18 protein-coding genes and 1 pseudogene are annotated in these 24,549 nt (G+C 66.8%); 6 read left to right on the top strand and 13 right to left on the bottom strand.

Annotation, left to right across the window (positions count from 1 at the left end; all coding sequences use genetic code 11):
- The 3 genes from AB0P17_RS41670 to AB0P17_RS41660 all read right to left on the bottom strand — a co-directional run.
- The coding region (locus AB0P17_RS41670; protein WP_365820067.1) for a tetratricopeptide repeat protein at positions 1 to 1,787 on the bottom strand (1,787 nt) is incomplete at its 3' end.
- A gap of 311 nt (positions 1,788 to 2,098) precedes the next feature.
- Positions 2,099 to 3,118, bottom strand: a complete 1,020-nt coding sequence (locus AB0P17_RS41665) for a winged helix-turn-helix domain-containing protein (protein ID WP_365820064.1) — start codon at positions 3,116 to 3,118, stop codon at positions 2,099 to 2,101.
- A gap of 1,096 nt (positions 3,119 to 4,214) precedes the next feature.
- A complete protein-coding gene (locus tag AB0P17_RS41660) occupies positions 4,215 to 4,847 on the bottom strand; it encodes a peptidase inhibitor family I36 protein (RefSeq protein WP_365820062.1) in 633 nt (210 codons plus the stop codon).
- A 954-nt stretch (positions 4,848 to 5,801) separates the two neighbouring features.
- Between AB0P17_RS41660 and AB0P17_RS41655 the strand changes: the two genes are divergently transcribed.
- Both AB0P17_RS41655 and AB0P17_RS41650 read left to right on the top strand, forming a co-directional pair.
- Complete coding sequence (locus tag AB0P17_RS41655) at positions 5,802 to 8,699, top strand: BTAD domain-containing putative transcriptional regulator (protein ID WP_365820071.1); 2,898 nt, start codon at positions 5,802 to 5,804, stop codon at positions 8,697 to 8,699.
- Positions 8,700 to 9,330: 631 nt separating this feature from the next.
- Positions 9,331 to 13,095, top strand: coding sequence for a hypothetical protein (locus tag AB0P17_RS41650; protein WP_365820060.1), 3,765 nt, complete (start codon positions 9,331 to 9,333; stop codon positions 13,093 to 13,095).
- Between the two features lie 602 nt (positions 13,096 to 13,697).
- Here AB0P17_RS41650 and AB0P17_RS41645 read toward each other — a convergent pair.
- From AB0P17_RS41645 to AB0P17_RS41635, 3 genes are all read right to left on the bottom strand, one after another.
- Entirely contained in the window at positions 13,698 to 14,942 is a 1,245-nt protein-coding gene (locus AB0P17_RS41645) for a hypothetical protein (RefSeq protein WP_365820058.1), read from the bottom strand.
- Positions 14,939 to 15,478 (bottom strand): DUF4365 domain-containing protein, encoded by a 540-nt coding sequence (locus AB0P17_RS41640; protein WP_365820056.1) that lies wholly within the window; start codon positions 15,476 to 15,478, stop codon positions 14,939 to 14,941. Before AB0P17_RS41640 ends, AB0P17_RS41645 begins: the two co-directional genes overlap by 4 nt.
- 467 nt (positions 15,479 to 15,945) lie before the next feature.
- Positions 15,946 to 16,233 carry a hypothetical protein gene (locus AB0P17_RS41635; RefSeq protein WP_365820054.1) on the bottom strand — a complete coding sequence of 96 codons (288 nt, stop codon included), beginning with the start codon at positions 16,231 to 16,233 and terminating at the stop codon, positions 15,946 to 15,948.
- A gap of 47 nt (positions 16,234 to 16,280) precedes the next feature.
- On the opposite strand from AB0P17_RS41635, the gene AB0P17_RS41630 reads away from it, so the two are divergent.
- Complete coding sequence (locus AB0P17_RS41630; RefSeq protein WP_365820052.1) at positions 16,281 to 17,306, top strand: nucleotide kinase domain-containing protein; 1,026 nt, start codon at positions 16,281 to 16,283, stop codon at positions 17,304 to 17,306.
- 30 nt (positions 17,307 to 17,336) lie between these two features.
- Here the strand turns inward: AB0P17_RS41630 and AB0P17_RS41625 are convergent, their stop codons facing one another.
- From AB0P17_RS41625 to AB0P17_RS41610, 4 genes are read right to left on the bottom strand one after another with little or no spacing between them, the layout of a single operon-like run.
- The gene (locus tag AB0P17_RS41625; protein WP_365820050.1) at positions 17,337 to 18,128 is read right to left on the bottom strand and encodes a hypothetical protein; all 792 of its coding nucleotides are present in this window, start codon (positions 18,126 to 18,128) and stop codon (positions 17,337 to 17,339) included.
- Between the two features lie 40 nt (positions 18,129 to 18,168).
- A complete protein-coding gene (locus AB0P17_RS41620; protein WP_365820048.1) occupies positions 18,169 to 19,065 on the bottom strand; it encodes an ImmA/IrrE family metallo-endopeptidase in 897 nt (298 codons plus the stop codon).
- Positions 19,062 to 19,466, bottom strand: coding sequence for a helix-turn-helix transcriptional regulator (locus AB0P17_RS41615; protein ID WP_365820046.1), 405 nt, complete (start codon positions 19,464 to 19,466; stop codon positions 19,062 to 19,064). The genes AB0P17_RS41620 and AB0P17_RS41615 overlap by 4 nt, the downstream gene beginning before the upstream one ends.
- Positions 19,463 to 19,747: an acyl carrier protein gene (locus AB0P17_RS41610; RefSeq protein WP_365820044.1), complete on the bottom strand. Its 285-nt coding sequence runs from the start codon at positions 19,745 to 19,747 to the stop codon at positions 19,463 to 19,465. The genes AB0P17_RS41615 and AB0P17_RS41610 overlap by 4 nt, the downstream gene beginning before the upstream one ends.
- 48 nt (positions 19,748 to 19,795) lie before the next feature.
- Between AB0P17_RS41610 and AB0P17_RS41605 the strand changes: the two genes are divergently transcribed.
- Positions 19,796 to 20,725 carry a nucleoside triphosphate pyrophosphohydrolase family protein gene (locus AB0P17_RS41605; RefSeq protein WP_365820042.1) on the top strand — a complete coding sequence of 310 codons (930 nt, stop codon included), beginning with the start codon at positions 19,796 to 19,798 and terminating at the stop codon, positions 20,723 to 20,725.
- 461 nt (positions 20,726 to 21,186) lie between these two features.
- Here the strand turns inward: AB0P17_RS41605 and AB0P17_RS41600 are convergent, their stop codons facing one another.
- The 3 genes from AB0P17_RS41600 to AB0P17_RS41590 all read right to left on the bottom strand — a co-directional run bounded on the left by AB0P17_RS41600 (position 21,187) and on the right by AB0P17_RS41590 (position 22,387).
- On the bottom strand, positions 21,187 to 21,843 hold the full coding sequence (locus AB0P17_RS41600; protein ID WP_365820040.1) for a response regulator transcription factor: 657 nt from the start codon (positions 21,841 to 21,843) through the stop codon (positions 21,187 to 21,189).
- The gene (locus tag AB0P17_RS41595) at positions 21,840 to 22,124 is read right to left on the bottom strand and encodes an ATP-binding protein (RefSeq protein ID WP_365820069.1); all 285 of its coding nucleotides are present in this window, start codon (positions 22,122 to 22,124) and stop codon (positions 21,840 to 21,842) included. Before AB0P17_RS41595 ends, AB0P17_RS41600 begins: the two co-directional genes overlap by 4 nt.
- Positions 22,125 to 22,231: 107 nt before the next feature.
- Entirely contained in the window at positions 22,232 to 22,387 is a 156-nt protein-coding gene (locus AB0P17_RS41590) for a hypothetical protein (protein ID WP_365820073.1), read from the bottom strand.
- 149 nt (positions 22,388 to 22,536) lie between these two features.
- On the opposite strand from AB0P17_RS41590, the gene AB0P17_RS41585 reads away from it, so the two are divergent.
- Complete coding sequence (locus AB0P17_RS41585; RefSeq protein WP_365820038.1) at positions 22,537 to 23,199, top strand: hypothetical protein; 663 nt, start codon at positions 22,537 to 22,539, stop codon at positions 23,197 to 23,199.
- Between the two features lie 383 nt (positions 23,200 to 23,582).
- Positions 23,583 to 24,549, top strand: a pseudogene (locus AB0P17_RS41580) (LamG domain-containing protein); the annotation flags it as partial.

The following is a 24,549-nucleotide window of genomic DNA, read 5'->3' as shown; positions in this document are numbered from 1 at the left end:
GTGTCGGCGTGGTCGGGGCCGATGGTGCGCTCCCGGGCGGCGAGGACCGCCGTGAACACCTCGTGGGCCTCGAAGTACCGGCCGAGCTGGCCGAGTACGTACGCCGTCTCCTGGCGCGCGGCGAGCGTCTCCGGGTGGTCGGGGCCGAGGGTCCGCTCGCGGCCCTCCGCGACGCGGGTGAATTCCCGCAGCGCGTCCGCGGTGCGGCCGGTCCTGCTGAGGGTGAAGCCGACCTCGTAACGGCTGCCGAGAGTGTCCGGGTGATCCGCGCCCAGGAGACGGCCACGTTCAGAAGCGACCGCGCGGTGCACCTCGCCCGCCTCCTCCCACCGGCCCAGCCGGCCAGCGGCCAGCCCTACGTCATAGGCGTGGGCCTGATCGAGACGTGAGGCCAAAAGAAGTGGCATTCCCTCTGGGACGGACCGTAGATCAGGGACATCAAGGAGATAGTCGAAGGCTTGAAACCCGTCAGCGGAGCTGATCAGCAGGCTTCCAGTCGCGCCGTGCACAGGAGCGCACAGCCAGGAGAGTGCCTCGTCGAGTGGCTCGGGGCGCAGCCGGTCGCCGCCGCGATCCTCCAGGTAGCGGACGTGTAGGTCTGCCAGAATGCCGGGTGATATTGGAGCATGCACTCCCAGGCGTCGACAGTCCACAGCAGCAGTCAGGACGGCAGCGGCTCTGGGATGTCCGCCAGGTGCCCAGGCGTTCTGCCAGAGTTCAAGCATGGTCGGGCCGCAGGCGAGGGTTTCCGCGATACCGAAACGTTCATCATCAACTGCCCGGGCGAGCCGGGGATCGGCAGCATGTTCTGCGGCGCGTTCACGTTCGGCCGCTGACCAGCGTCTGTCGACTCTGATGGTTCGACCGCTTTGCAGCAGTTCGCGAGCAGTGCGTTCTCGCTGCGCCCGCTCCTCTGGGGGCGCATCTATGGGGGGAGAGACGAACTGGTGGTGCTCGTGAGCCCGCATGGTGGCGATGACCAGCACATCGTGTGAGTCATCGCCGAGTAGCTGGGCGAGCAGTGTGGCGGTGAGCCCTTGGGCACCCAAGTATCGTTCGAGATCATCGAGCCATACGACGCACTTTTTCTCCTTCTGCACCGCGGGCAGAAGGACGGCGAGTCCTGATGGGGTGGCACAGGCAAATGCGTGGTCCGGCCGTAATGCACGCAGGGCCTCGTAGGCGAGGCGGGTCTTACCGGCCGTGGACTCGCCGACGATCAGAACGAAGCCGCCACTTGTGACAGCGGCGTGTACATCGGCTTCTCGGTCACGCCGGATGAACGGTGCCACGCGGTCTGTGGCACCGTCCCTGGCAATGGGCTCGGCAGCATGCACGCCCAACGCGATCGGGTCGTTGAGATCACGTATACGAGGCAGTCGGCCAGCGGTGCTGACCGCATAAAGGCTGGCCGCCAGGAGTTCACGCTGTCGGCTGGCTGCGTCGATGCGAACCGATAGCCGCGTGGCGGGCATCGCTGTAATCGCTGCCGCTGTCGCCGCGACGGCGGCGGCTTGCTCAGGCGGCATCCAGATCGCCGCGATAACTCCTACCAGCCCGGCGATCCCAGCAAGCACCAAGTACGCGATCCACAAGTAAACGCGGCCTGTCACAACCCTTCCCCTCGCCGATCTGGAAGAAGACATTTTGAAGGCCGGAATCTGCGGCGTCCAGATCAGGATCAGCCGAGCAGAGCAGTGCACGAACCTGCGGCGGGTCGTCGTCTGTTTCGGCTTGGGCCCACGCGCAGGTGAGCCGGCTCGGCGGTGACCGCCGAGCCGGCTCACACTCTACGAGCGTTGCTGCGCAAGCACGACGAACAAGTGCGGCGCTGGGTGCGTGACCACGAGAGCCCTAATCTGCGGCTGGTTCTGAGTTCCGGGGCCGACACCAGATATCGCAGAGCGGAAGCGCTTCCCCCGCCGCGAACATGAGCGCATGGATGCCCTTCACGGTCCGGCGAAGGCTGTGCGTGAGCGGGCAGGGCTGGCGAGCGGGAGCGGAATGCGTTCTCATGGTAGAGGCTGTGGCCCTGGTCCTCACCACTGGAGCTCCATGGCATGTTCGGGGCTGAGCAGCGAGGCGGCTGGGTTTGCGTTCAAGCTGTTGGTCGAGATGCAGGCTTGTTCAGCAGGGCCCTTCCGAGACTGCTGGGGCTGTGCAGCACTCTGTTGCGGTGTCGTGTGGTGTGGATCAACCCGGCTTCGCGTAGGACTGTGGCATGCTCGCTGGCACTGGCTGGTGCGATTCTTGAAAGTGCGGCGAGTTCCGTCGTCGTACATCCGGGGTGTTCCGCGATGGTGCTCAACACGGCTGCCCGGGTCTTGCCGAGCAGCGCAGTGACGGCGGTTGTGCCCCGGGGGGCGGCGGGTCTGGGTGACAGGACGGTGAGCGAGGACAAGGCTTCGTGTTTGCCTGCCGGGTACGTGACCACGGGTCGCGCGTGTCCGTCATCCAGGACAGCGGCGGAGCTCGTCAGGAAGGACGAGGGAGTCAGGACGATTCCACGGCCTTCCAAGTGCAGGTCGTAGACGGTGGTCCTGAGGACCGTCCGGATTTTCAGCACGGGTGGGCTCCACTGCATCCACCGCGGATTGGCCTGAGCAAGCAGGTGCTCCACTCCGCCGGTCATGAACTGCTGTAGGCGTAGTGTCCGGTCCGAGGCGTGCAGGTCAGTGATCTGCCTCCAGTAGGGCTGAAGCAACTGTGTGTAGAGGTGCGCCCACCCGTCGAAGAAGTCGTTGCGCAGGTCCGTGTCATCAGCGAGATGGCGTGCCCAGGCTGGGAGCGTTCGCGTCTCTGCCACAGAGGCCAGATTCTCGATGATCTGTCGGCGAGGGGTTGCCCGCACGCGCTCCAGCTCTTCGTCAGGGGTGCTGCTTTGCATTGGGCTGAGGAAATCCGGTGACTCACCGAACGGGGGCACCATGGACAGGGCAAGACGCGCCTGAGGAGAGAGACGCGAGAGCGTATGCCGCCGCCAGGTGTCCAGCAGCGCCGGCTGACTGCGTTGCTGGAGAGCGCGGGCTGCGGCGTGCAGTTCGATCATCGGCATCGCCGCCTGTGCGATACGGGTCCGCGTCAGATCCTCGGCGGTGAAGTGAATGCGGTAGACCACGCTGCCCCCTTCGATGCTTGGTCGAGACCACTGTTCCGGAATGCCGCTGTTCGGGCCAGACCGAATCAGAGCGAGAGAGCGGCTGCTCGCCCCAGAGCCTGAAGGGAGTCGAATCCAAGGAAGTGCGTAATGGTGTGGGAAAGAGTACTTAAGATATTGATCAAGCAATACTTGGGTAAGTGTCGTATCTCATTGGCTTTGATCAGCATTTTTCTCGTCGTGCAGAACGTGAAAGCGAGGTCAGTCAATGTCCTCTGTCTGGGCGGGCTCCCTGGTGGTGCTGGCTCTGCTGCTGTGAACAGAGGCATCTGTGCAGGAGCCCACTGCTCCTGCACTCGGGAGACCGTGGTCGTCCTCCAGCACGTCATCACCACCCAGACCAGAAGTTGCCCTACTCGCCTCCAAGCCACTTCATGGCAGTTCTACGACACCAACTGGCCGCCGCCCCGAACCCACCATGGCGCACGAAATCAATGCCGCGCACCAGCGGCTCAGCGGCCCCGTCGTCCTGGTCCGGGCACGTTCTGAACACGCACGTCAGCCGCACGATATGCGAGCTGACCGCTGCCCGGTCACAGCTGACCGTCTACCAACTGCCTCCATACGCTGAGGGCGTCCGGTCATACCTGAAGAGGTCCCTGGCCAATCTCACCAGCCGCCGGCCTGAGCGGCGGCAACCGCAACTATGTCACCCAGCTCATCACGCGGCTCGAAGTCTTTGCGCCGGTGCGGGGCAAGCGTGGTCGGCTCCGACACGACTTGAGGCCCTCGAGGTGAACCAGTGGTCGCCCGCCGACTACCGGATCTGGCCTGGATGTCCAACGCTGCTTTGTGGAGCGTGCGTTCGTCCACCTGTACTGGTTCCGGCCGCCTGCGGACCCGGTGGGAGATCCGCGATGACCTCCACGAAGCCTTCCTCACCTTCGGATGCGCGCTCACTTGCTGACCACGAGCATGCCCACCGGCCTCCCAGGAGGGAAAATGGGGCTTCGGCGCCTGGGACGCTGCGATCAGCGCCAGCAAGGGCTGTGTCCGGGGCCCGGCCCACGCTTGCGTGGCGGCCGGACGGGCCGGCCGCCACGGGCGGGTGGTACGTCTACTTTGCCCACCTCAGAGAGGTCGTCTTGTCCTCCATGAGGCCCATGTCCTTCATCGCGGACTTGTAGCCGGTCTGGGCGCCACCGTAGTTGCTGTGTTCGTAGTGGTTCACCCGGCAGCCGGATTGGCCCTTGAAGGAGGAGATCTTGTCGTTCCAGTCGGCGTAGAGGGTCCTGATGTCGGCGCGCTTGTAGGTCGCGCCGCTCGTGCAGGAGCCGCGAGTGCCGTACATCGACCGTGTTTCACCCTTGTAGTCCGGGTGCTGGTACTCGATGGAGATCAGGGTCGTGGCAGCAGGCGCGGCGGCCGACGTGGACGCCGTGTTGACCTGCCGCTCGAACGCTGCGTCGGCGGCGGCCGTGCGCGCCTCCTCAGGGCCGTCGGTGATCCGGCCGCCGGTGGCTTTCGCGATTGCCTCACGGAAGGTCGCGTAGCAGCTGACGGCTTCGGTGTCCACGTTCACCGCGCAGTGACGGCCGGTAGTCTTCCCTGCGTCCGCGGTGCCTCCCGCCCCGGGAGAGGAGGCAAAGGCCGTGCCGGCGTACGTCGCGGGCGCTGCCAGCAGGCCGAGGAACAGGACGGCGGCCGATGCTGAGGTGCTCGTGCCCAGGCGTCGCGTGCTCGTGCGCATGGTGTTCCTTTCGATCTCTCGGCAGACGGGGCGCTGTTCCGGTTCCTCTGCCCGGAACGGTCTTCCCCGTTCGCACACCGAGAGTGAACTGGCCGTGCGTCGGCATTCGCTGAAGGTCATCTCACCAGTCGGTCACCGCGGCGCTGAGCGATTTCATGGCGCAGCGGAAAAGCGCGTCCGGGGCCCTCCCGAGGACTGATGCCGAAGTCTTCTCCTGGGGCGGTGCAAGAAGTCTGGTCGTGTCAGCCGGACTTTCGGTCGGACTTTCGGCCGACAGATGTCTGGGGGCGGTTCTGCCGGTTGGATACGGTATAGCGCCGACGAGACCGGGCCGGGCAGCGTCCGTGACACCGGTAGGGAGGCATGAAACCGAAGATGAGGCACGGAGACTTCGCCAGAGCATGTGCGGCGCGAGGGTGGGACCGGCCAGTCGTGTTTCTCGCCGCCTACGCGGCTGCTGCGGAGCGGCTGGGGGAGGCGCCGGGTGTCACTGCCCGCCAGTTCCAACGGTGGCGGCAGCCGGACCCGCCGTGTCCGCGGCCATCGAGGCAGCGAGTACTCGAAATAATGTTTGACCGGCCGCTGGAGCAGCTTGGCTTCGCCGTACCCCCGCATCGCCGGACACCGAAGCCGTCCGCCCCAGGCCTGGGCGCCGAGCACACCCCGTCCTCACACGCGGATTCCGATGCGGCCGTTACTGTGTTCGGCGATCCGAGCTCTTCGAGCGCTTCTACGCGTACGCCAACCATCGTCCCCGATTCCCATCCCGGTGCCGCCCGCCAGCGCTCGTCACCCACCCCCTCCGCCAGTGCTGAGAGCTGTGCCGTCCCCCGACGGCCGACCCCCGCTTCACGCAGTGAGCGTTTGGCAGCCTGCCGGCAACCTGAGCCACCGAAGTCCTCCGCACTTCCTGTCCCGTCTGGCACCTCGCCGTTCCGAGCCCTCCGCTTCCAGATCCTGGGACCTGTACGGATCCTGCGTGGCGAGGAACAGTTACCATCCGGCCGGCCACAGGAACGCGCAGTCTTGGCGGCCCTGCTGCTGCGCCGCGGTCGCACAGCGACCGTGGCCGAACTGGTCGACGCCGTCTGGGGGGAGGAGCCGCCGTTACATGCCGTGGCCGCGTTGCGGACCTATGCCTTCCGGCTCCGCAAGACGCTGGGCCCCGGGGTACTCGACTCCGAGGCGGGCGGATACGCACTGCGCGCCGAACCCCGGAATCTGGACCTGGCGGTGTGCGAGGAACTCGCACGACAGGCAGACCAGGCCAGGGAACGTGACGATCATTCCCTCACCCGGACGCTGTTGCACCAGGCCGCAGACCTGTGGCAGGGGGAAACCCTGGGCGGCGTCCCCGGACCGTATGCCCACGCCCAGCGCAGCCGCCTGGAGGAGTTGCGCCTGTCTCTGCTCGAAGCGCGCGCCGAGGCTGATCTGACCGTCGGGCTGCACACCGAAACGATCGGGGAACTCACCGTGCTGAGCACTGAGCATCCGCTGCGTGAACGGCTGCGCGCGCTGCTCATGCTGGCCCTGTACCGAGCCGGCCGGCAGGCCGAGGCGCTGAGCGTGTACGGCGACACCCGCCGCCTCCTCGCCGACGAACTCGGCGTAGACCCCGGCCCCGAACTCGCCGAACTGCATGGCCAGATCCTGCGCGCCGACCCTGCTCTCACGGCACCCGGCACGTCCACTCCAGGCATCCCGGGGGCCGCCCACGAGTACCGGGCACCGGCGCAGCTTCCGGCGGCTCTGGCCGACTTCACCGGCCGTACCGCCTCGGTGGCGGAGGTGTGCGAGCACCTGCTCGGCACCGACGGGCCGGCGATGCCGGTGTCCGTCGTGCGGGGGCTGGGCGGCGTGGGCAAGACCGCCCTGGCCGTGCAGGCCGCGCACAGCGTCCGGGAGCACTTCCCCGACGGGCAGCTGTATACCGACCTGCTCGGCCACAGCTCCCGTCCGGCTGACCCCGCCGCGGTACTCGGCATGTTCCTGCGCGCCCTCAGCGTGCCGCCGGCCGCCCTGCCGAAGGACGTGGCGGAGCGCGCAGCGCTGTACCGCTCGGTCCTCGCCGACCGCCGGGTTCTCGTCGTACTGGACAACGCCCGCGACGCCGCCCACGTTAGGCCATTGCTGCCCGGTACGCCCGGCTGCGCTGTCCTGGCCACCAGCCGTACGCGGATAACAGACCTGGACGGCGCGCGGCTGACCGAGCTCGGCGCCATGACGCCGGCGGAAGCGCTGTCCCTCTTCCGTCGTGTCATCGGCCTGCCACGTGCGGACGCTGAGCCCGCAGCCTGCCGCGAGGCCATCGAGGCATGCGGTTTCCTTCCCCTGGCCATCCGGATCGCCGCAGCGAGACTGGCCGCTCGGCCGGCCTGGGACGTGGCGTCCTTAGCCACCCGGCTCGCCGACGAGCGGCGCCGACTGGACGAGCTACGAGCTGGGAATCTGGCCGTCGAAGCAACCTTCGCCCTGGGATACGGCCAGCTGACTCCGCCACGAGCCAGAGCGTTCCGCCTGCTCGCGGTCATCGAGGCACCCGACCTCCCGCTCCCGGCAGCCGTCGCTGTTATCGGTGCCAGCAACGACGATCCGGTCCGTGACGAGCGCGCCACCGAAGCACTCCTGGAGTCCTTGGTCGACCTTGGTCTGCTGGAGTCAGCCGCACCGGCCCGCTGGCACTACCACGACCTGCTGCGGCTTTACGCCCGCCGCCGTGCAGACCTGGAAGAGTCCGCCGACGAGCGGCGAGCGGCTCTGGCCCGGCTGCTCGACTCCCAACTCGCCACGACCGCCCACGTCTACGCGCTGCACAACCCCGGTGACCGGCTGCTGGACCACCTGACCCCCACCAACCGCACTGCACCAGCGTTCAACGACGGCGCGGATGCGCTGCGCTGGCTCCACAGGGAAGGCCCCGGCCTGCTCGCGGCCGTACAGCAGGCGGCCGGCGAACCGGAACTCCTACGGCACGCGGCCGACGTCCTGCTCACGGCACAGGACCTGATGGAAACCGGCGCCCTCGCACACCTGTACGAACGGGCTGCCCGCGCACTTGCCGAAAGCGCCCGCACAGCCAGCGACACCCGCACGGAGGGCCGGGCCCGGCTCCTGCTCGGCCAGACCCACCACCTCACCGGCCGCCTGGAGTCCGCGGAAACCGAGGCGCAACGGGCCCTCAACCTCGGCCGGTCCGCCCAGGACCCCCTCACCCACAGCTACGCCGAGAACCTGCTGGGCAACCTCGCCACCGCACGCCACCAGTACGAGCAGGCTGCCGCTCACTACCAGCGGGCCCTGAACACCTTCCGCGCAGACGGCAACCGGTACGGCGAGACAGCCATGCTGATGAACGTCGCGCGGGCGGACCTCGAACTCGGCCGGACCCAACAGGCGATCACAGCCAGCGAACAGGTGATCCGCTCCTGGCAGCGGCTGGGCGCCACCCTGCGGCTCGCCAACGGTCACTACGCCCTCGCGTTGGCCCTGCACCGCGCCGACCGCCACGATCAGGCCCTCGATCAGTTGCACGAGGCACTGGCAGGATTCGAGGTGACCAGGCAGTCCTTCTGGCAGGGGATGACCCGGTACCGGATGGCCCAGGCGGAACTGGCACGACAACAGCCTCACCGGGCCGCAGCTCACGCGGAGGACGCGCTGGTGCTACTGGGCGGGCTCGGCGGAACCGAACGGCGCGTCCACGCCTTGGTCCTGCTGGGTGAGGCACTGCGGCAGCTCGGCCAAGCGGAGCGGGCCCGCACGTGCTGGCAGCAGGCGCTGCCGCTGCTCGCAGGGACGCAGCCGTCCGAGGCCGCAAGGCTGCGCGCGCTGCTGACAGACAGCCCCTGAAGCCGGCCGGCCGGAGCGGCCGCTTGCGCCAGCCGACATGACTCTCGAGCCGCTACCGTGAGACCGGCTCGGCGACGCCCCGTCCACACCAGGAGTCATACGCGCCACGTGAGGTACGGCTGAGCCGACGGAGGCCGGCGTGCCCAGTGTGAGGACGCGCCGGCCGATACAAGGTGCGATAGCCGTCACCGGCCCGCGCTTAGATGTTCCGTTACCGGTTGGCGGTCGCCCTGGGCGGCGGCCAGTTGTCGTCGTCGGTGACCGACATCGGCCGGTTCCTGTCCGTAAAGCCGACCCAGGTCTTGATGACGGTGTCGTACACAGTGTGCATGGCGGTTCCTCCCCGTGTTGAACACGTGACGCGATCGGGTTCCGGTCAACAGCCGAGCCCTTTCGGCCCGGTCACCCCGATCACCACCGAGTTCAGCCGCCACCACATTGATTAACAGCCCTGATCTGCCAGGCTGAACAACTCCCCGTCCCGCTGGCCGGACGGGCGACCTGGGGGAGGGCGAGCACTATGGCAGGGCGACGCGAGAATCCGGTCGATCCGGCAGCGGGACCGGCGCAGTACCTTGCGCACGGACTACGCGCGCTGCGGGAAAGTGCCGGCAGTCCCACTTACCGTGCGATGGCCCTGCGGACCGGCTTCGGCGCGAGTACCCTCTCCCAGGCCGCCGCCGGGGAACGTCTGCCGACGCTTCCCGTGCTCCTCGCGTACGTGGAGGCGTGTGACGGCGACCGGGAGTTCTGGCAGGAGCGCTGGCGGCAGGTCACCGAGGAAGAGGCAGCCGAGCCGCGGCCCGATGACACGGCAGCGGCGCCCTACCGGGGTCTGGCCCGGTTCGAAACACATGACGAAGGATTGTTCTTCGGACGTGACCGGCTCACCGACGAACTGATCCGCCAGGTCCGAAGCTCCAGACTCACCGCAGTCGTCGGCCCGTCCGGCAGCGGAAAGTCCTCACTGCTGCGCGCGGGCCTGATACCCCGCCTGCGCAGAACCGGCGACAACCCCGACGCACAGACCAGCGCACGTCACGGAACGGAACCCGGCCTTCCTCTCACGGCACCCGCCAGCACGCGCCCCAGTACGCCGGACGCACCACCTGCCGCCGTCCGCGTGCTGACACCCGGCAGCCACCCACTGCGCACTCACGGCTCACGACTCACGCCGGCGGAAACGGAACCCGCCGGGGGCGAGACCTGGCTGATCGTGGATCAGTTCGAAGAGCTCTACACGCTCTGCCACGATACCGATGAACGCGTCACCTTCATCGAACGATTGCTGGCCGCGCGGAAACCCGACAGCCGACTGCGTGTGGTGATCGCCGTACGGGCGGACTTCTTCGGCCGAGTCACCGAGTACCCGGGCCTCGCGAAGGCGCTACAGGGTGCAACCCTGCTGGCGGCCCCGATGAGTACGGGAGAACTGCGGCAGGCCATCGTCAAACCGGCCCAGGAGGCCGGACTGATCGTTGAGCGGGAACTGACCACCCGGCTGCTCAGCGAGGTGGAGGGGGAGCCCGGTGCACTGCCGCTGATGTCCCACGCTCTGCTGGAGACCTGGCGGCGCCGGCGTAGCCGTGCACTGACCATCACCGCGTACGAGGCGGCCGGCGGCTTGCACGGAGCCGTTGCACAGACCGCCGAGAACTTCTACACCGAACTGACCCGGTCCCAGACCTGGGCCGCCCGCCGGCTGCTGCTGCGCCTGATCACTCCCGGAGAGGGAACGGCCGACACCAGACGCCCAGCAGACCGGGCGGAACTGCTCTCCTGCGGGCCCCCCTCCGTGATGGAACCGACGCTGGAGCGGTTGGCGCGGGCCCGGTTGATCACTCTGGACGGCACGAGCGTCGACCTGGCCCACGAAGCACTGATCACGGCCTGGCCGAGGCTGCGGGGCTGGATCGACGAGGACCGGAGGCGGCTGCGCGTCCAGCGCCAGCTGACCGAGGCCGCTTCGACCTGGGAGCAGCTGGGCCGAGACGACGGCGCCCTCTACCGTGGCATCCGGCTGGCCGAGGCCGACGACATCCTGGCGCAGGGCCGCCACGAACTCACCCCCACCGAACACGCCTTCCTCACCGCGAGCAGCGCGGAACAGACCAAGGGGCACCGTCGGCTCAGACACGTCCTCATCGGGGTCAGCACCGCGCTGTGCTTGGCCCTGATCGCGGCGGGAGCGGCCGTATGGCAGTGGCGCACCGCCGAAGACCAGCAAGAAGTCGCCGCCTACCGGGCGCTGGTGGCCGAAGCGGGGAACTTGCGCACGAGCCAGCCCCAGCTGGCGCTACGACTAGGCCTGGCCGCGCACCGACTGCATCCCTCGGCAGAGACCCGCCGAGCCGTCGCGGACACGATGCTGCACAGCTCGTTCCAGGGGATGACCACCTTGGAGTCCGGCACGGAAGCGCGCGGCTCCGTCCTCAGCCACAACGGCCGGACACTGGCCATTCGCGCTCCGGGAGCCTCCTCGGGCGTGAGCCTCTGGGACATCGCAGCGCCCACGCGCCGCACGGCCCTGGCGCAGCTGCCCGACTGTCCCACATCGAACGGGGACATCGCGTTCAGCGGAGACGACCGGACCCTGATCGCTTCCTGCGGCACCGACCGGCTCGTTCTCTACGACGTCCATGAACCCCGGCAGCCCCGACGCTTGACCACCTTACGGACCGCGAGCAGCCGGGAGGCAAGGAGTCCGGGAGACGGGAGCCTCGCGTTGAACCACGATGGCTCGGTGGCCGCGTCCGTGACCCGCGGGACCGTGGAGTCGTGGACCGTGTCCGCACACGGCATCACCAAAGCGCCACCGGATGCCTGGCATGCCACAGATGTCACCGCTGTCGACTTCCTCCAGGACAACAGGACAGCGGTGGTCTGGTCGCAGGAAGCAGCAGACGACCGGTCGACGGAAAAGAGCGACCCGGAGGATGAGGCAACCCTGTGGGACATCAGCGCCCCTCTGAACCCCAGGAAAACTACGGATCCGGTGTCGGCTGACAGACCACTGGCGTTCAGCCCGCCCAGCAATCTGCTCGTCATCAGCAATGGTGGAGTCCTGAGAACGCTGGACCTCGCCATGCCGGGCGAACGACGGTCCCTCTCCGTAGGCGCCATCGGCCATCGGCAGGACATCACCGCACTTGCCTTCAGCCCCGACGGCAAGAAACTGGCAACCGGCAGCTTCGACAGAACGGTCGTGCTGTGGGACGTCACCGACCCGGCTGCTCCCAAACCGACCCGCACCCTGAACGGGAACGAAGCCCCCATCACAGGTCTTGCGTTCACTCCGGATGGCGTAAGCCTTGTTGCCGTGGACACCCAACAGGCTGTCGTCCGCTGGTCGACCAGCGGACGTACCTCCGTGGAACCTGTAGCCACCCTCCGCGACCGTAGAAACTTCAGAACCCTGTCCTACACCCCCGACGGCAAGACCCTGGTGACAGGCGGGACCGACGGAGTCATCGCGCTGCGCGACATCACCGACCCCGCGCATCCGAGTACGACTGCCACGGTGAAGGGGCATAACGGCCTTGTCGTGGGGATGGCGATCAGCCCCGACGGTAAGATCCTCGCCAGTTCCGACATCACCGGCCTCGTCCAGCTCTGGGACATCACCGATCGACGCCGGCCGCGGAAAGCGGGATTCCTCCAACCGGCACAGAAAGCGGATTCCCGCCAGAGCGCACTTGGGTTATATCCCGTTGATTTCGCACCTTATGGAGCGGTTCTGGCCGTGTTTGACGGTAAGGAAACTGATCTGTACGACGTCAGTACGCTTGATCCACAGCGTCTGGGTGCCACGGAGGGCCGACTGTCGTTTGATGCCACGGGCAGGACAGCAGTGGCGGGGCGAGATGTCAAGGACGCCCACAGTCTGAAGGACCTCGGTACCCTGCCGTTGCAGTTCCCGATTCACTCGGACATCAGCCCGGACGGCCGACTCGTTGCCTCAACCGATTTAGTCGATAGAACTATCGTGTTGGCGGATATCAGCCAACCGGACCAACCGCGAGGCCTGGGGAAAATACACATCGGCGAAGACGGCAGCCTCGTCACTATGAGCGCAAAGTTCCATCTCAAGGGTGACCTGCTGGCACGGCTCGACAGCAACAACGTTGCCACCCTGTACGACACGGGCGACCCCAGTCACCCCCGCACCCTCGGATCCCTGGCTTATCTCGCCACCGACCTTGCGTTCAGCCCGGACGGCCGTTATGTAGCGACCGCTACCGTCGACGGGAAGGCCATGCTGTGGGACCTCGGCGCGCTTCCGGCGATCAGCGCAGACCCCGTCACCGCGGCATGCGCAGCGGCGCACGGCGGCCTCACACGCGATGAATGGGAAGAGCACATCCCCGGACAGCCCTACCGGAACTCCTGTCGCTGATGCCGCCGCACCGCGCCCAGCCGGGCCCCACAGATCAGATCTCATGTAGCCAAGGCCACGCACTACTCGATCAGCGCCTTATCGGAAGCCACTCGGGCAAACGTATTCCCACCGTGACACTGATCGAAAAGTACGCGGCCGCGTGCGGCATCGCCCCGACGCCCTGCTGGGCGTCGCCAGCAGGGTGTTAAAACCACCTCGAAGTTTCCGGTGTTGAGGTCATTCCGGTTCTGGTGGGTTCGCGACTTCTTCCAGGCGTCCACGATGTCGGCGGGGATGAGTCCGCGGTCCGGGACGCTGTAGCCGTCTGTGCCTGTATCTGCCCGGAGAGTGGCGGGAGTGCATGCTCCTGGCGGACACGATCCTTCCGTGGACCTCGGCTTGGCTCCTGCACTACGAACCATGGCTGGCCTTGGGGCACCTGGGCCAGTACCGGCAATGAACACGCAGTACTGTCACCTGCGCGCCGGATCCAATTGAGCGAGGCACACCAGCTCTGCGTATGTTTATCGTCGACCTTTGTGTGGATTTCCCCGGGCCATGCCCCTGGCGTATGGGTCCCTCGTGCGGCGGGACGGCAGGATCAGGCTGTGGTGACGCTGTCACGGGTTCGTCTCCCGCCGGGGGGTGATGTCCGGACGGACGAGGGAACCATGCAGGATTTTTCTTGCGTCGCGGTCCGCGAGGGTTCCTGCCGCCGTCACCTCCTGACCGGTTCTGTGCGCGCGCATCGCGAAGTCGTGCTCCTCCTCGGTGACAAGGATCCATACGTCACCATGTGCGGTCCGTAGGACGACAAAGAACGGACTCTCATCGTGTTCTCTGTTCCGGTCGTCAATGCCGATGCTGATGACGGGCCCTGAAAAACGCGCTACGGGGGCCTGCGTGGTCAGTACAGGATCTCGCAGCGTACGGGGCGACCGGTCCCTATATGCATGACGAAGCGCGTCAGGAATTGACGTATCACTGCCGGGACTTCTCTTCCGTTGGGCCGTTCCAAATCTCTGAGTAGCCGATTTGACTGACTCTATTACATGGGTGTCAAAAACGAGGGGAGTCGTGGAGAATGCCGGTGGCAATGGGCGGGAAGATGCCCATCGGAAGGACACGCTGAGCTGATTGAATCCAGCGTCCGATGCGGCAGAGACCAGTGATTTAGCCATGGAGATATCGAAGAATGAGGTCTCATCTGATCTCCATGTTTCACCGTCAGGCCAGCGGTGGATTCTGGCAAGTGCCATGGCGAAGTTCATCATGACGCGGCGCCCGAGCGGGGGCCCGTACCCGCTGGACGCCCCGGCCCGTGAAAGAATCGGAAAAGTGAAACTGCCTCGCCGGGTGTGCCCCAGACGCACACCTTCCTGTAGGTACTCCAATGCCTGAGACCCTGGATTTCCGCGCCAGTTGGATCGGTCCGGATTGAGTGTGTAAAGGGTGGACATCCTCAGCATCTCCATGCCGGCGTCGAGCGTTTTCGTCGCATGGATGAGGTGCACGGAATCATCATTGTCAACGGATTCCATGCGCAGAACCAAAGTATCCCAGTTGAGATCGTTGATGCGCTGAAGGAGTTGCGGGCCGTCATCGTCGAAATATTCAGCCAGGTAGGCCAGTAGCTCGGCCAGCCTGCGATCGAAATCACGCATCTCCTCGTTCAGTGGAAGGAGAAGCGGATTTCTCTCCGCCGGATGATCGGCGGAGTTGGGCTCCAGCCAGTATTCCAAGAGACCCTCACGGCGTTCCGTCAGCACCCACCCGGAATAATTGAGGAAATCCGAGATCAATGAGGGAGACACCGAGGAGACCAAGGCGCGAAAGGCGCTGGCACCGGACTCTGCGCTGTTCATCCGACACCTCCGTTTCCCAGATGCTTGATCAGATCTCTGATGTACTCGGCAGTGAACTCGTTCTCCCGCTTGAGGACCACTGTGCCGGAACGTCTTCCAGGCGCAAGCTCGTCCCAGGTAGCCGGGTCGGACCACAGCATGATGCCGTCCAGGACCAGGCGCCCGTTCTCGCTGGTGACCTGTGGAACATCCACACCCGTCGGCAGGATCAGGACCACCAGGCGCATTGGGACGTAACCCGGGAGCCGAAGGTGCTGGTACTGGTCGGAGGGCAGGGTGATCGAGTAGTCGCCGTTCTTCAGCGGCCTTGTTGCACGCTTACTGCCCGTGGACTTGAGCTGCACGTCGAACCGGGGGCCTCTGACGGTAGAGGGCCCTGACCCCAGCACGGTGACATCGAGACAGTCGTAGTCGAGCTGAGGATCCTGCAGCTGGCAGGAAGCGCTGGAAGCCAGCAGGCCCAGAGCGAAGTAGCTCGCTCGTTCCTTGTACGCGGTCGCGGGGATACCCGCACGGCGAAACTCCGCCTCATCCACCCGTCGGTACCCGCCCCTGTCCCCGCCCCTGGCCCTTCAGTTCCGCGCAGCCTATCGCCACGCCCATCGGCTCGCGAAACGACAGGCGAGAGCCCCGTGGCCCGGTCCGTGGACACTCTGCAGGACAGGAGAGCGCAGCCCATGTCGTCCTCGTCGAAGAGGGTTTCCCGCGCTCCGTCGTGGCCACGGGTGTCCGGACCGTGCTCCAGGACCGCAGGTCCGGCCCAGCGCCCGACACAAGACCACCCGGAGCACGGGCAGCGGCCGACGGGCAGACCGAGGAACTCCTCTGCCGTCCACGCCATGAACCGTTCCTCCCGGGAAGGCAGAGAGAGTCTCGTGAAGGACGTAATCAACATCGTGGTCGCGCAGAAGCGGGGAGGGGTACCCCGCTTCGCGATGCCGGTGCCCGACCTGGCCGGTGCGGGACGGAAGCTGCCTCACTTGTCGGAAGCCGGAGCCTGGGGTCAGTTCTGGCTGCGGGTACGCCCGGGAGAGCGCAGAGGCGGTAGATCATCTCGCGTGTTGTCCGCCTCCAGTGCGTCGGCGGGCAGTTGACGGTAGGTGTGCAGGAGTTCGGCGACGACGTTGGGACGGGTCTCCGCAGCTGTCACGAGCGCGGCCAGGACCTGTGAACGGGAGGTCTGCTCGCCGGCCGCAACTGCGGCCCGGACCAGGATCTCCAGTCTGCTGTCCACCTCTTCCGGCCAGTTGACCAGCGTTTTGCGTCGTGGACGCTGCCACAGCAATTCCACAGGTCCCCCTCGCTGACAGCTATCTATATTCAATATATATTGACCCCATGGTGATGGTGCTGCAAGAGGGGTCAGGGCAGGAGCTCTTAGAGCGCGTCCCTGTGGGGACGATCTGTGTGGCGGGCCGCACCCTTGAGCCGACGCCGGTGTTCGATACCTACTGGCGGTTTGCGGTGGCGCGTCAGAAGGTCTACGAGGCCCGTCTCGCCGGTGGGGCGGGGCCGTTCACCGACGACCCGATCCTGCAGAAGTACCGCTTCACTAACTGCTACCGGGCGGCTGACCGGGTCAGTCAGGATCTGATCGGCTCGGTGATCTACCGGGGCGACCAGGAGTGGGAGGAAGTCTTCTTCCGGACCCTGCTGTTCAAGATCTTCAACAAGTCGTCGACGTGGCGGCTGCTGGAGGACGCTCTGGGCGAGGTGCGGTGGGATGCCTATGACTACCGGGCCTTCGACCAGGTGCTGTCGCAGGCTTTCGCTGCGGGCCAGCGCCTGTACTCGGCTGCCTACATCGTGCCTCCGCCACACCTGGGCGAGCTGCGCAAGCACCAGAACCATCTGCGGCTGCTGGAGATGATGATGCGGCAGCAAGCGCCCCGGCGGGTGCTTTCCGCGCCGACGCTGCAGGGCGCCTACCAGGTCCTGCTGGACTTTCCGGCGATCGGGCCGTTCCTGGCGTACCAGTTTGTGATCGACCTCAACTACGCGGCGCAGATGCCGTTCTCGGAGGCGGACTTCGTCGTTCCCGGCCCGGGGGCCAGGGATGGGATCCGCAAATGCTTCGGCGCCCGGGCGGACGGGCTTGAAGCAGAGGTGATCCGCTATATGGCGGACACTCAGGACGAGCACTTCGCCCGCCTCGGGCTGGGTTTCGCGGGGCTGAGGGGACGCAGGCTGCAGCTGATCGACTGCCAGAACCTGTTCTGCGAGGTCGACAAGTATGCCCGCGTCGCCCACCCGCACATCGCCGGTATCAGCGGCCGCAGCCGCATCAAGCAGTCCTACCGGCAGCAGGCCGGCCCGGTGCCGGCCTGGTTTCCGCCCAAGTGGCGGATCAACAGTCCCGCCTGACGCCGCACTGCGGGCCGCAGAGGTTTTTTCTCATGCTGCGAGACGGCTGGTGCCGGTCAGCAGCGGACGCAGTTGCGTGATGGGGCCGTCCAGCCGGGCGTGGCCGGCCATCACGGTCAGGTTCCCCCGGTCCAGTCCGGCCTGGTGGGCGATGTAGGCCAGCAGACGGCCCAGACCGAGATAGTTGCCGTAGGCGCGTTCGAACATGTAGTGGCTGCGGTACAGGGCTGCGGCATGTACCCGCCCGTTGCGGTCCAGCTGGAAGGAGATGTGGCTCAGGCAGGGGAAGCCGCGGTAGCCGTTGTCCTGTCCTGCCGCGTGCACCAGGAGTCCGGAGCTGGACTCTTCCGTGTCTTCCGCAGCCTCGGCTATGTCGATTTCATAGGCTGCCGTCATCCTGGTGCCCGCGGCCTGGGACCGCAGCCGTTTGATGACGGTGCCGAGTTGGTCGACGCCAGCTTCCGACGCCGCCGGGTAGGACACCAGACGGCCGAAGTAGGTGCCGTGGCGATTGCCCGGATAGCGTTTGAGGACCGGATACATCCGCCGGTAACGCTCGGCGAGTTCAACCGGCCCGGTGCACCGAGCTGCCAGAGCCGCGGGGAAGAGGGTGCTGGCGATCGTCTCCGTCGGCTCGAACCTGCGGGCGGTGCGCAGCCGGTCCAGCTCGGCGCGGAACACCGGGTCGTCGCTCGTCGGATCGGCGATGCGGACCACTGTGTGCAGACCGGTCCGTTCCGGGTTGTCCTTGCGGTCCAGCTTGTTGCAGGCGGCGACCCAGGCACGGGTGACGTCGCGTTCGACCACGGTGAAGGTGTGCATCAGTCCTCCTGACACGTAAGACGTGATCCTGGGGCCGTGCTCACGCGGGCCAGGTGTCGTAGACCCCGGCACGCGGGGCTTCGCGTACCACCGTCAGCCTTATCGGATGACTATTCGGGACCGCTGCGATCTCGACCAGGCCCTGCTCACCCGGCTGGAGTTCCTCGGTCACCACGGCGCTCGCAAGCGGCGTCGCCCCGTCGATGGTCCATGGCTTCAGCCCTTCGGGCAGGACATCGAAGACATGGTGGTCCAGATGCAGCACCAGCACATCGCCCGCGTCGGCGTACACCGTCTGCCCCTCGGAGGCTGCCGTGACCACGTGCACCTGTGCCTGCGCGGGCAGCGAGGCTCCTCCCGCCAGCGAGCCGCGCAGCCCGGCCGGAGGTATTTTTGCCCACTGGCCGGCCCGGCCGGCATCCAGCAATCGCAGGTTCACCAGATGGCGCACCGTTCCCGCGTACGACGTGCCCAGCTCGCGCGCCACTCGGTAGACGTGCTCGGGACGGGACGGCCGGCCGTCGCAGATCCTGTCCAGGGCTGCCCGCACCGCCGGCAGCGGCATCAGGAACCACGCCGCGAAAGCCTCAGCGGTCTTCTCCTCCTCGGGCCAGCTGCCGTTGCCCCAGCGCAGCGCAGGATTGATCTCCTCGTCGGCCGCGGTGCGGTGGCCCAGCCGGTGATGCCCCAACTCGTGCGCGGCCGTGTGCCGCTGCGTGACCGCGTTCAGCGAGGCGTTCAGCAGTACGGCCGGCCCCTGGTCGGCAGGGGAGAAATACACACCGAACAGCCGGGGCATCGGCTGTGCCATCCCGACCACGCCCGCCACCCCCAGCGCCTGGTGCACGTGAACGTACCGTGTGCGGTCGATGCCGAGGTCACGGTGTGCCTGAACGGCCGCGATCGAAGCGATCCGGTGCGCTAAGGCCCAGTTCACGGTGACGGACTCCCGCCACTTGTGTCCTGTTCCTCACGTTCCGCCGCGCGCCTGAGCGTGAGGTATTCGGCGAACTCCAGCACGGTCCTGGCATCACCGTCCGTGAGCTGGGCCAGCGCGCGCGGCAGACCGGCCAGCGAGTACTCGCTGGCGTCGGCGTCCTTCTCCTCGGCGAGGAAATAGGCCACCGGCTGCCGGTACAGGCGCGCCAGCTTCTTCAGCTCCAGACTGTCCACCCGCCGCTCACCGCGCTCGATGTCGCTGATGGCCGAGCGAGGGATACCAGTGGAGTCCGAGACGATCTGCTGCGACATGTTGAGGTAATCGCGTGTCTTCTTCAGCCGTTCACCCAGCCGCACCAGCTCAGGGTCACGGTCACGGCTGTCAGAGGGTGGGGTCATGACTGCTGCCTTTCGACGATGGCGTCCAGTACCGCTGCGGCGAATGCCCTCACCGACCGTGTGGCCTGAGCCGCCTCCCGGTCGGCGGGAATGGCCACGTGGTAGCGCTCCTCGATGCGCGTGAGGATCTCGACCACCAGAAGAGAGTCCACGGGCAACTCCCGCCCCTCCCGCTCCAGATGCTCCCGGAGCTCGTCCGGAGCGATCTCCTCGTACTCGGCGAGGAAGTCGATGATGACCGAGATGACGTCATCGACGCTCGGTTCGTCCCGGTTCGACAACTCTCCCCAATCGTCTGCATTTCCAACGGCACTGTCGTAGCATACGACATGTCGTCGGGAAAGCCAACGGGGCTGTCCCAAGATCAGACAGGCGTGAGTGTGGACTTCAAGCGCTACCAACAAGCAGCCGTGAAAACCCTCCAACCCCCCGCAGAGGGCACCGACCCCGTCCTCATCCCCCTCCTCGGCCTCGCCGGAGAAGTCGGATCCCTCACCACCGCCTACAAGAAATCGCTACGCGACGGCCCCGCATTCGAACAGAGCAAACACCAGTTACGCGAAGAACTCGGCGACGTCCTGTGGTACGTCGCCGCTCTCACCCACCGCTTCGGCCTCGACCTTGACGACGTGGCGGCCGCCAACCTCGAGAAAACCAAAGACCGCTGGCGACCCACCCCTCACGACGAGCACACCCCCTTCGACGCCCACTTCCCCACCCACGAACAACTGCCCCGCCAGACCACACTCACCTTCAACCCCACCAAAACCGACGACGGCCGCACCGTCGTCATCCTCACCCGCGAAGACGGAAACCCCGCCGGCGACCCACTCACCAGCGCCTCCCACGTCGAAGACGACTACCGCTTCCACGACATCTTCCACTTCGCCCACGCCACCGTCCTCGGCTGGTCTCCCGTCACCCGCTTCCTCCTCGCACGCAAACGCAAAAGCGACCCCCGCACCGACGAAGCCGAAGACGGCGGCCGTGCCATCGCCATCGAGGAAGGAATCTCCGCCCTCGTCTTCTCCTACGCAGCCCGCCACCGCTACCTCGCCGACATCAAGCACATCGACCACGAACTACTCACCACCCTCGGCCACATGACCGCCCACCTCGAGGTCAGCATCTGCCGCGCCGCAGACTGGGAACGAGCCATCCTCACCGGCTACGCAGCCTGGCGCGAACTGCGCGCCCACAACGGCGGCACCGTGCACCTCGATCTCGATCAGCGCACACTCACCGTCACCCAGAACTGAGCCACGACGGAGAACACCTCACCGACAACGCCGTGAACAGCCCTGAAACCAAAAAATACGAGGTTCTCCGGCAACCGGCCGGGGCGCGGCCACCTCTTTCGCCCCGGGCCCCGGTGCCCGGGGCGAACTCGACCAGGTCTGTCCGCACGCAGCACGTCAAAGGAGCGATCACCCCGCGCCACGGCAGGGACGCGGCTTCACTATCCCGGCAAGCGCTGCCTTCGCGACTCCTCCACCGGCTGAAGCCGGGGGCTTGTCGTTACGCCGAGTTGGCGTCGTGACGGACCACCCCGGCCCGTAGAACGTTCCAGAAGCGACCGGCCTGACCGTCACCCCGAAGACGCAGAGATCTCCAGCGCCGCGCGCCTCCGGGCCGAAGATCGCATTCCCGCCAGGCCTGAAGGCCGGGATTCCCTGCGAAGATCAGGGGATGGGCATCGCCGGTCGTGGCACGGGACGAGTCAGGAAGGCCGGACCAGTTGGACGTCGTAGGCGAAGATCACGGCCTGGACGCGGTCGCGGGCGCCGATCTTCGTGAGGATGCGGCTGACGTGAGACTTGACTGTGGACTCTGCCAGGTGCAGGCGTTCGGCGGTCTCGGTGTTGGTGGCACCGGTCGCGAGGATGGTGAGCACCTCCAGTTCGCGTTGGGTGAGCTCCGCCAGCCGGCGCTCCTGTTCGGGGGCGCGGCGGGCGTGCCGACTCGTGTACGCGTCGATCAGTTTGTGGGTGAGCCCAGGAGAGATGACGGTGTTGCCCGCGCCGACGGCACGGATACCGACGACGAGTTCCTCGGGGCGGGCGTCCTTCAGGAAGAAGCCGCTGGCCCCGGAGCGCAGCGCCTCGTACATGTACTCGTCGAAGTCGAAGGTAGTGAGGACCAGGACGCGTGAACGGCCGCCGGTTCCGACGATGCGGCGGGTGGCCTCGATGCCGTCCATGCCCGGCATCCGTACGTCCACCAAGACGACGTCGGGCCGCAGTTCGGCGGTCAGGCGGACGGCCTCACTGCCGTTGGCGGCCTCGCCGGCGACCGTCATGTCGGGCTGGGCCTCCAGAAGCATACGGAAGCCGAGGCGTTGCAGGGCCTGGTCGTCGACGATGAGAACGGTGGTCATGCCGGGTGCTTCTCCGCGTGATGGGTGGGGGCGAGCGTGGCGTGTACGGTCCAGCCTCCGCGGTCGTTCGGGCCGGACGTGACATCGCCCTGGTAGAGAGCGGCCCGTTCACGCATGCCGACCAGGCCACGCCCTCCGGCTGACGGGCCCCTGGGAGTAAGGCGTGGCGGGCCGGTGTCCTCAACGGTGATGTGGAGAGAGTCGGCAGCGGCGGTGATGCGTACGGTCACGGTGGTGTCGGCGGCGGCGTGTTTGAGGGTGTTGGTGAGTGCTTCCTGGATGATGCGGTAGACGGCGAGCTGGCGGCCCTGGGAGAGCCCGCTCAGCTGGCCTTCGGTTCTCAGTTCCGCCGTGGGGCCGGCGGCCCGGAACCGGTCGAGCAGCCCGTTCAGGTCGGCCAGGCCCGGCTGCGGGCCAGCGGCGCGTCGCTCCGGGCGGTGTCGTTCGCGCCGATGACGGCGAGTAGGCGGCGCAGCTCCGCGAGGGCGTCGCGGCCGCTGTCGCCGATGATGCGCAGGGTCTCGGCGCCGCGCTCCGGACGCACGCGTCACCGCCGAACTCCTCCACGATCCGAAGTCCGCAACCGAGGCGCTGCGTCGTGGGCTCCTTTACTGCGCCGACGCCGAACGGTGCGTCGCCGAGCGGACGCATCTGGCTGCCCTCGCCGAGAACCCGTCACTCCCCGCCGACCTCGTGGAACAGCTCGCCGTCGACCCCAACGAGACCGTACGGCTCTCCCTGAGGCCGGAACTCGACGAGGCACGGCGCATGTCGATCCACTTCACCGTGGAGACCCTCGCCAGGGGAGACGTGCAGTGGGTACGGGACGGGCTCGCCGACCCCGAGGTGCTGCGACGGGCCGCGACCTCCGCCCACCCGCTGCTCCGGCGCACCGCCGCCCGGAGCCCCCACCTGCCGCCCGACCTCATGTACCTGCTCGCACGCACCGAGGACCCGCTGCTGGAAGACCTCTTGGGCATGCACCACCCCGACACCCCGGAAGAAGTCCTGATGCGCGTGTACGCACGGCTCGGTGGCACGTTCTCCGCCTGGATGACGGAGACACACCCACGCTTCCCCCGCGAGGGTCTCGCCGCACGTTACGCGGACCACCCGGACGGCAACTACCGTCGCCTGGCTGTCCGGGACCCGGCCGCCACAGCCACGCTGATCGAACGGCTCAGCCATGACCTGACACTCTGGACACGCCAGGCGGCCGAAGATCCGCGCCTCCCCTTCCACCGGCTCCGCGAGGCGCTTCACGTCCCTGAACTGGCCTCCAGCGCGGGTGCCAACCCAGCGCTCCCCGAAGACGAAATGGCCGCTGTCCTGGACCGGGCCGACGTTCCCGCCTGACTGCTCCGCAGAACCGGCCCGGCCCAGAGCTGCTTCCTTGCGGCTCCTCCGGGCGGTCCCCTGATACGAAGGCCATGGCCGACCGGACATCGCCCGGCGTCCGGCGCTCGGACTGCGGGGCGGTCATGCGGGGGCAGGGCTGCGCCAGCTTACCAAGAGATCGTGGTTCACCATGTGTCATGGATCACAATTGACGACGCTGTGCGACAACCCTTTAACTCTGCGAAGTTGTGCATTTCTTGTGACGCTTGGGGTGGGGATCAATGGGTGGGGCGCGAAGGATTCGTGCTGTCCAGGTGACAGTGCGTGAGAGACAGCGTGGCGCCCGGGCGTCGGTAGCACTGTTGGCGTGCGGGATCACGGTCGCGCTGTCGGCTGGCCTTGTGCCGTTGACGGCTTCTTCTGCCGCTGCGCGGCCATCTACCCATCCGGCGGGCCCTCTTCGGGCTGCTGGCGAGGATCCGAGTCGCGCAACCACTGATGATGCTCTAGCTGAAGCGAAACGATCCGGAAAGCTGGTTGAGGTGGGTTCACTGCGCGGTGAGCGCAGTGACGTGTATGCCACGCCGGATGGTGCCTTGGAAGCGCGGGAGTACCTGCGGGCAGTGCGCGCTCGGGTGGCAGGCGAGTGGAAGCCCATCGACACTGACCTGTCGAAGTCGTCGGGCGGCACTGTCGCTCCGAAGGTGAGCACCGTGGGCCTTGAGTTCTCCGGCGGCGGCAATGGGCCACTGGTGGAGTTGACGAAGGCAGGGAGGACAGTAGCGCTGTCCTGGCCTGGAGTTTTGCCCGCTCCGGAATTGGACGGAGCGACGGCCACCTACCGTGAGGTGCTGCCCGGGGTCGACCTGCGGATGGGTGCGCAGGAGGACGGTTTCACGCAGCTGTTGGTCGTGAAGTCGGCCGAGGCAGCCGCGAGTGAGGAGCTGGCTGCGCTGCGACTGGGCCTTGCTGCCGAAGGCGTGGAGGTTCGGGAAACGGCGGAAGGGGGCCTGGAGGCCGTCGACCGAGGTGCACGGGGTGCGGTGTTCGAGGCGCCGCGGCCGATGATGTGGGACTCCAGTACCCCGGCCGGTAACGGCGTCGCGCCCCCTGCTGGGCTGCGGTCGGCAGCTGCCAGCGACGAGGAAGCGAGCAATCCAGGGGAGCCCGGGGCGGGTGAGTCAGGCAAGTTGGCCCCTGTGGGGGTGGAAATCCCGGCCGATGGTGACGCGTTGGTGTTGAAGCCGGACGCGGAGATGCTGTCCGACGCGGACACGGTGTACCCGGTGTTCATCGATCCGCAGTGGTACTCGCCGAGGGCGTCGGCCTGGACCATGGCGTCGGAGTACTGGGCGTCGTCTCCGCAGT

Source organism: Streptomyces sp. NPDC088124 (assembly GCF_040685895.1).
Taxonomy (GTDB): Bacteria; Actinomycetota; Actinomycetes; order Streptomycetales; family Streptomycetaceae; genus Streptomyces.
Note: the sequence above shows the minus strand (reverse complement) of the source record. Positions and strands in the feature narration are given on the sequence as shown.

Excerpts from the sequence above, each read along its gene's own strand:
- AB0P17_RS41600 (WP_365820040.1), bottom strand. The coding sequence starts at position 21,843 with ATGACCACCGTTCTCATCGTCGACGACCAGGCCCTGCAACGCCTCGGC.
- AB0P17_RS41625 (WP_365820050.1), bottom strand. The coding sequence starts at position 18,128 with ATGCACACCTTCACCGTGGTCGAACGCGACGTCACCCGTGCCTGGGTC.
- AB0P17_RS41605 (WP_365820042.1), top strand. The coding sequence starts at position 19,796 with ATGTCGTCGGGAAAGCCAACGGGGCTGTCCCAAGATCAGACAGGCGTG.
- AB0P17_RS41615 (WP_365820046.1), bottom strand. The coding sequence starts at position 19,466 with ATGACCCCACCCTCTGACAGCCGTGACCGTGACCCTGAGCTGGTGCGG.
- AB0P17_RS41650 (WP_365820060.1), top strand. The coding sequence starts at position 9,331 with ATGGCCCTGCGGACCGGCTTCGGCGCGAGTACCCTCTCCCAGGCCGCC.
- AB0P17_RS41630 (WP_365820052.1), top strand. The coding sequence starts at position 16,281 with ATGGTGATGGTGCTGCAAGAGGGGTCAGGGCAGGAGCTCTTAGAGCGC.
- AB0P17_RS41660 (WP_365820062.1), bottom strand. The coding sequence starts at position 4,847 with ATGCGCACGAGCACGCGACGCCTGGGCACGAGCACCTCAGCATCGGCC.
- AB0P17_RS41645 (WP_365820058.1), bottom strand. The coding sequence starts at position 14,942 with ATGAACAGCGCAGAGTCCGGTGCCAGCGCCTTTCGCGCCTTGGTCTCC.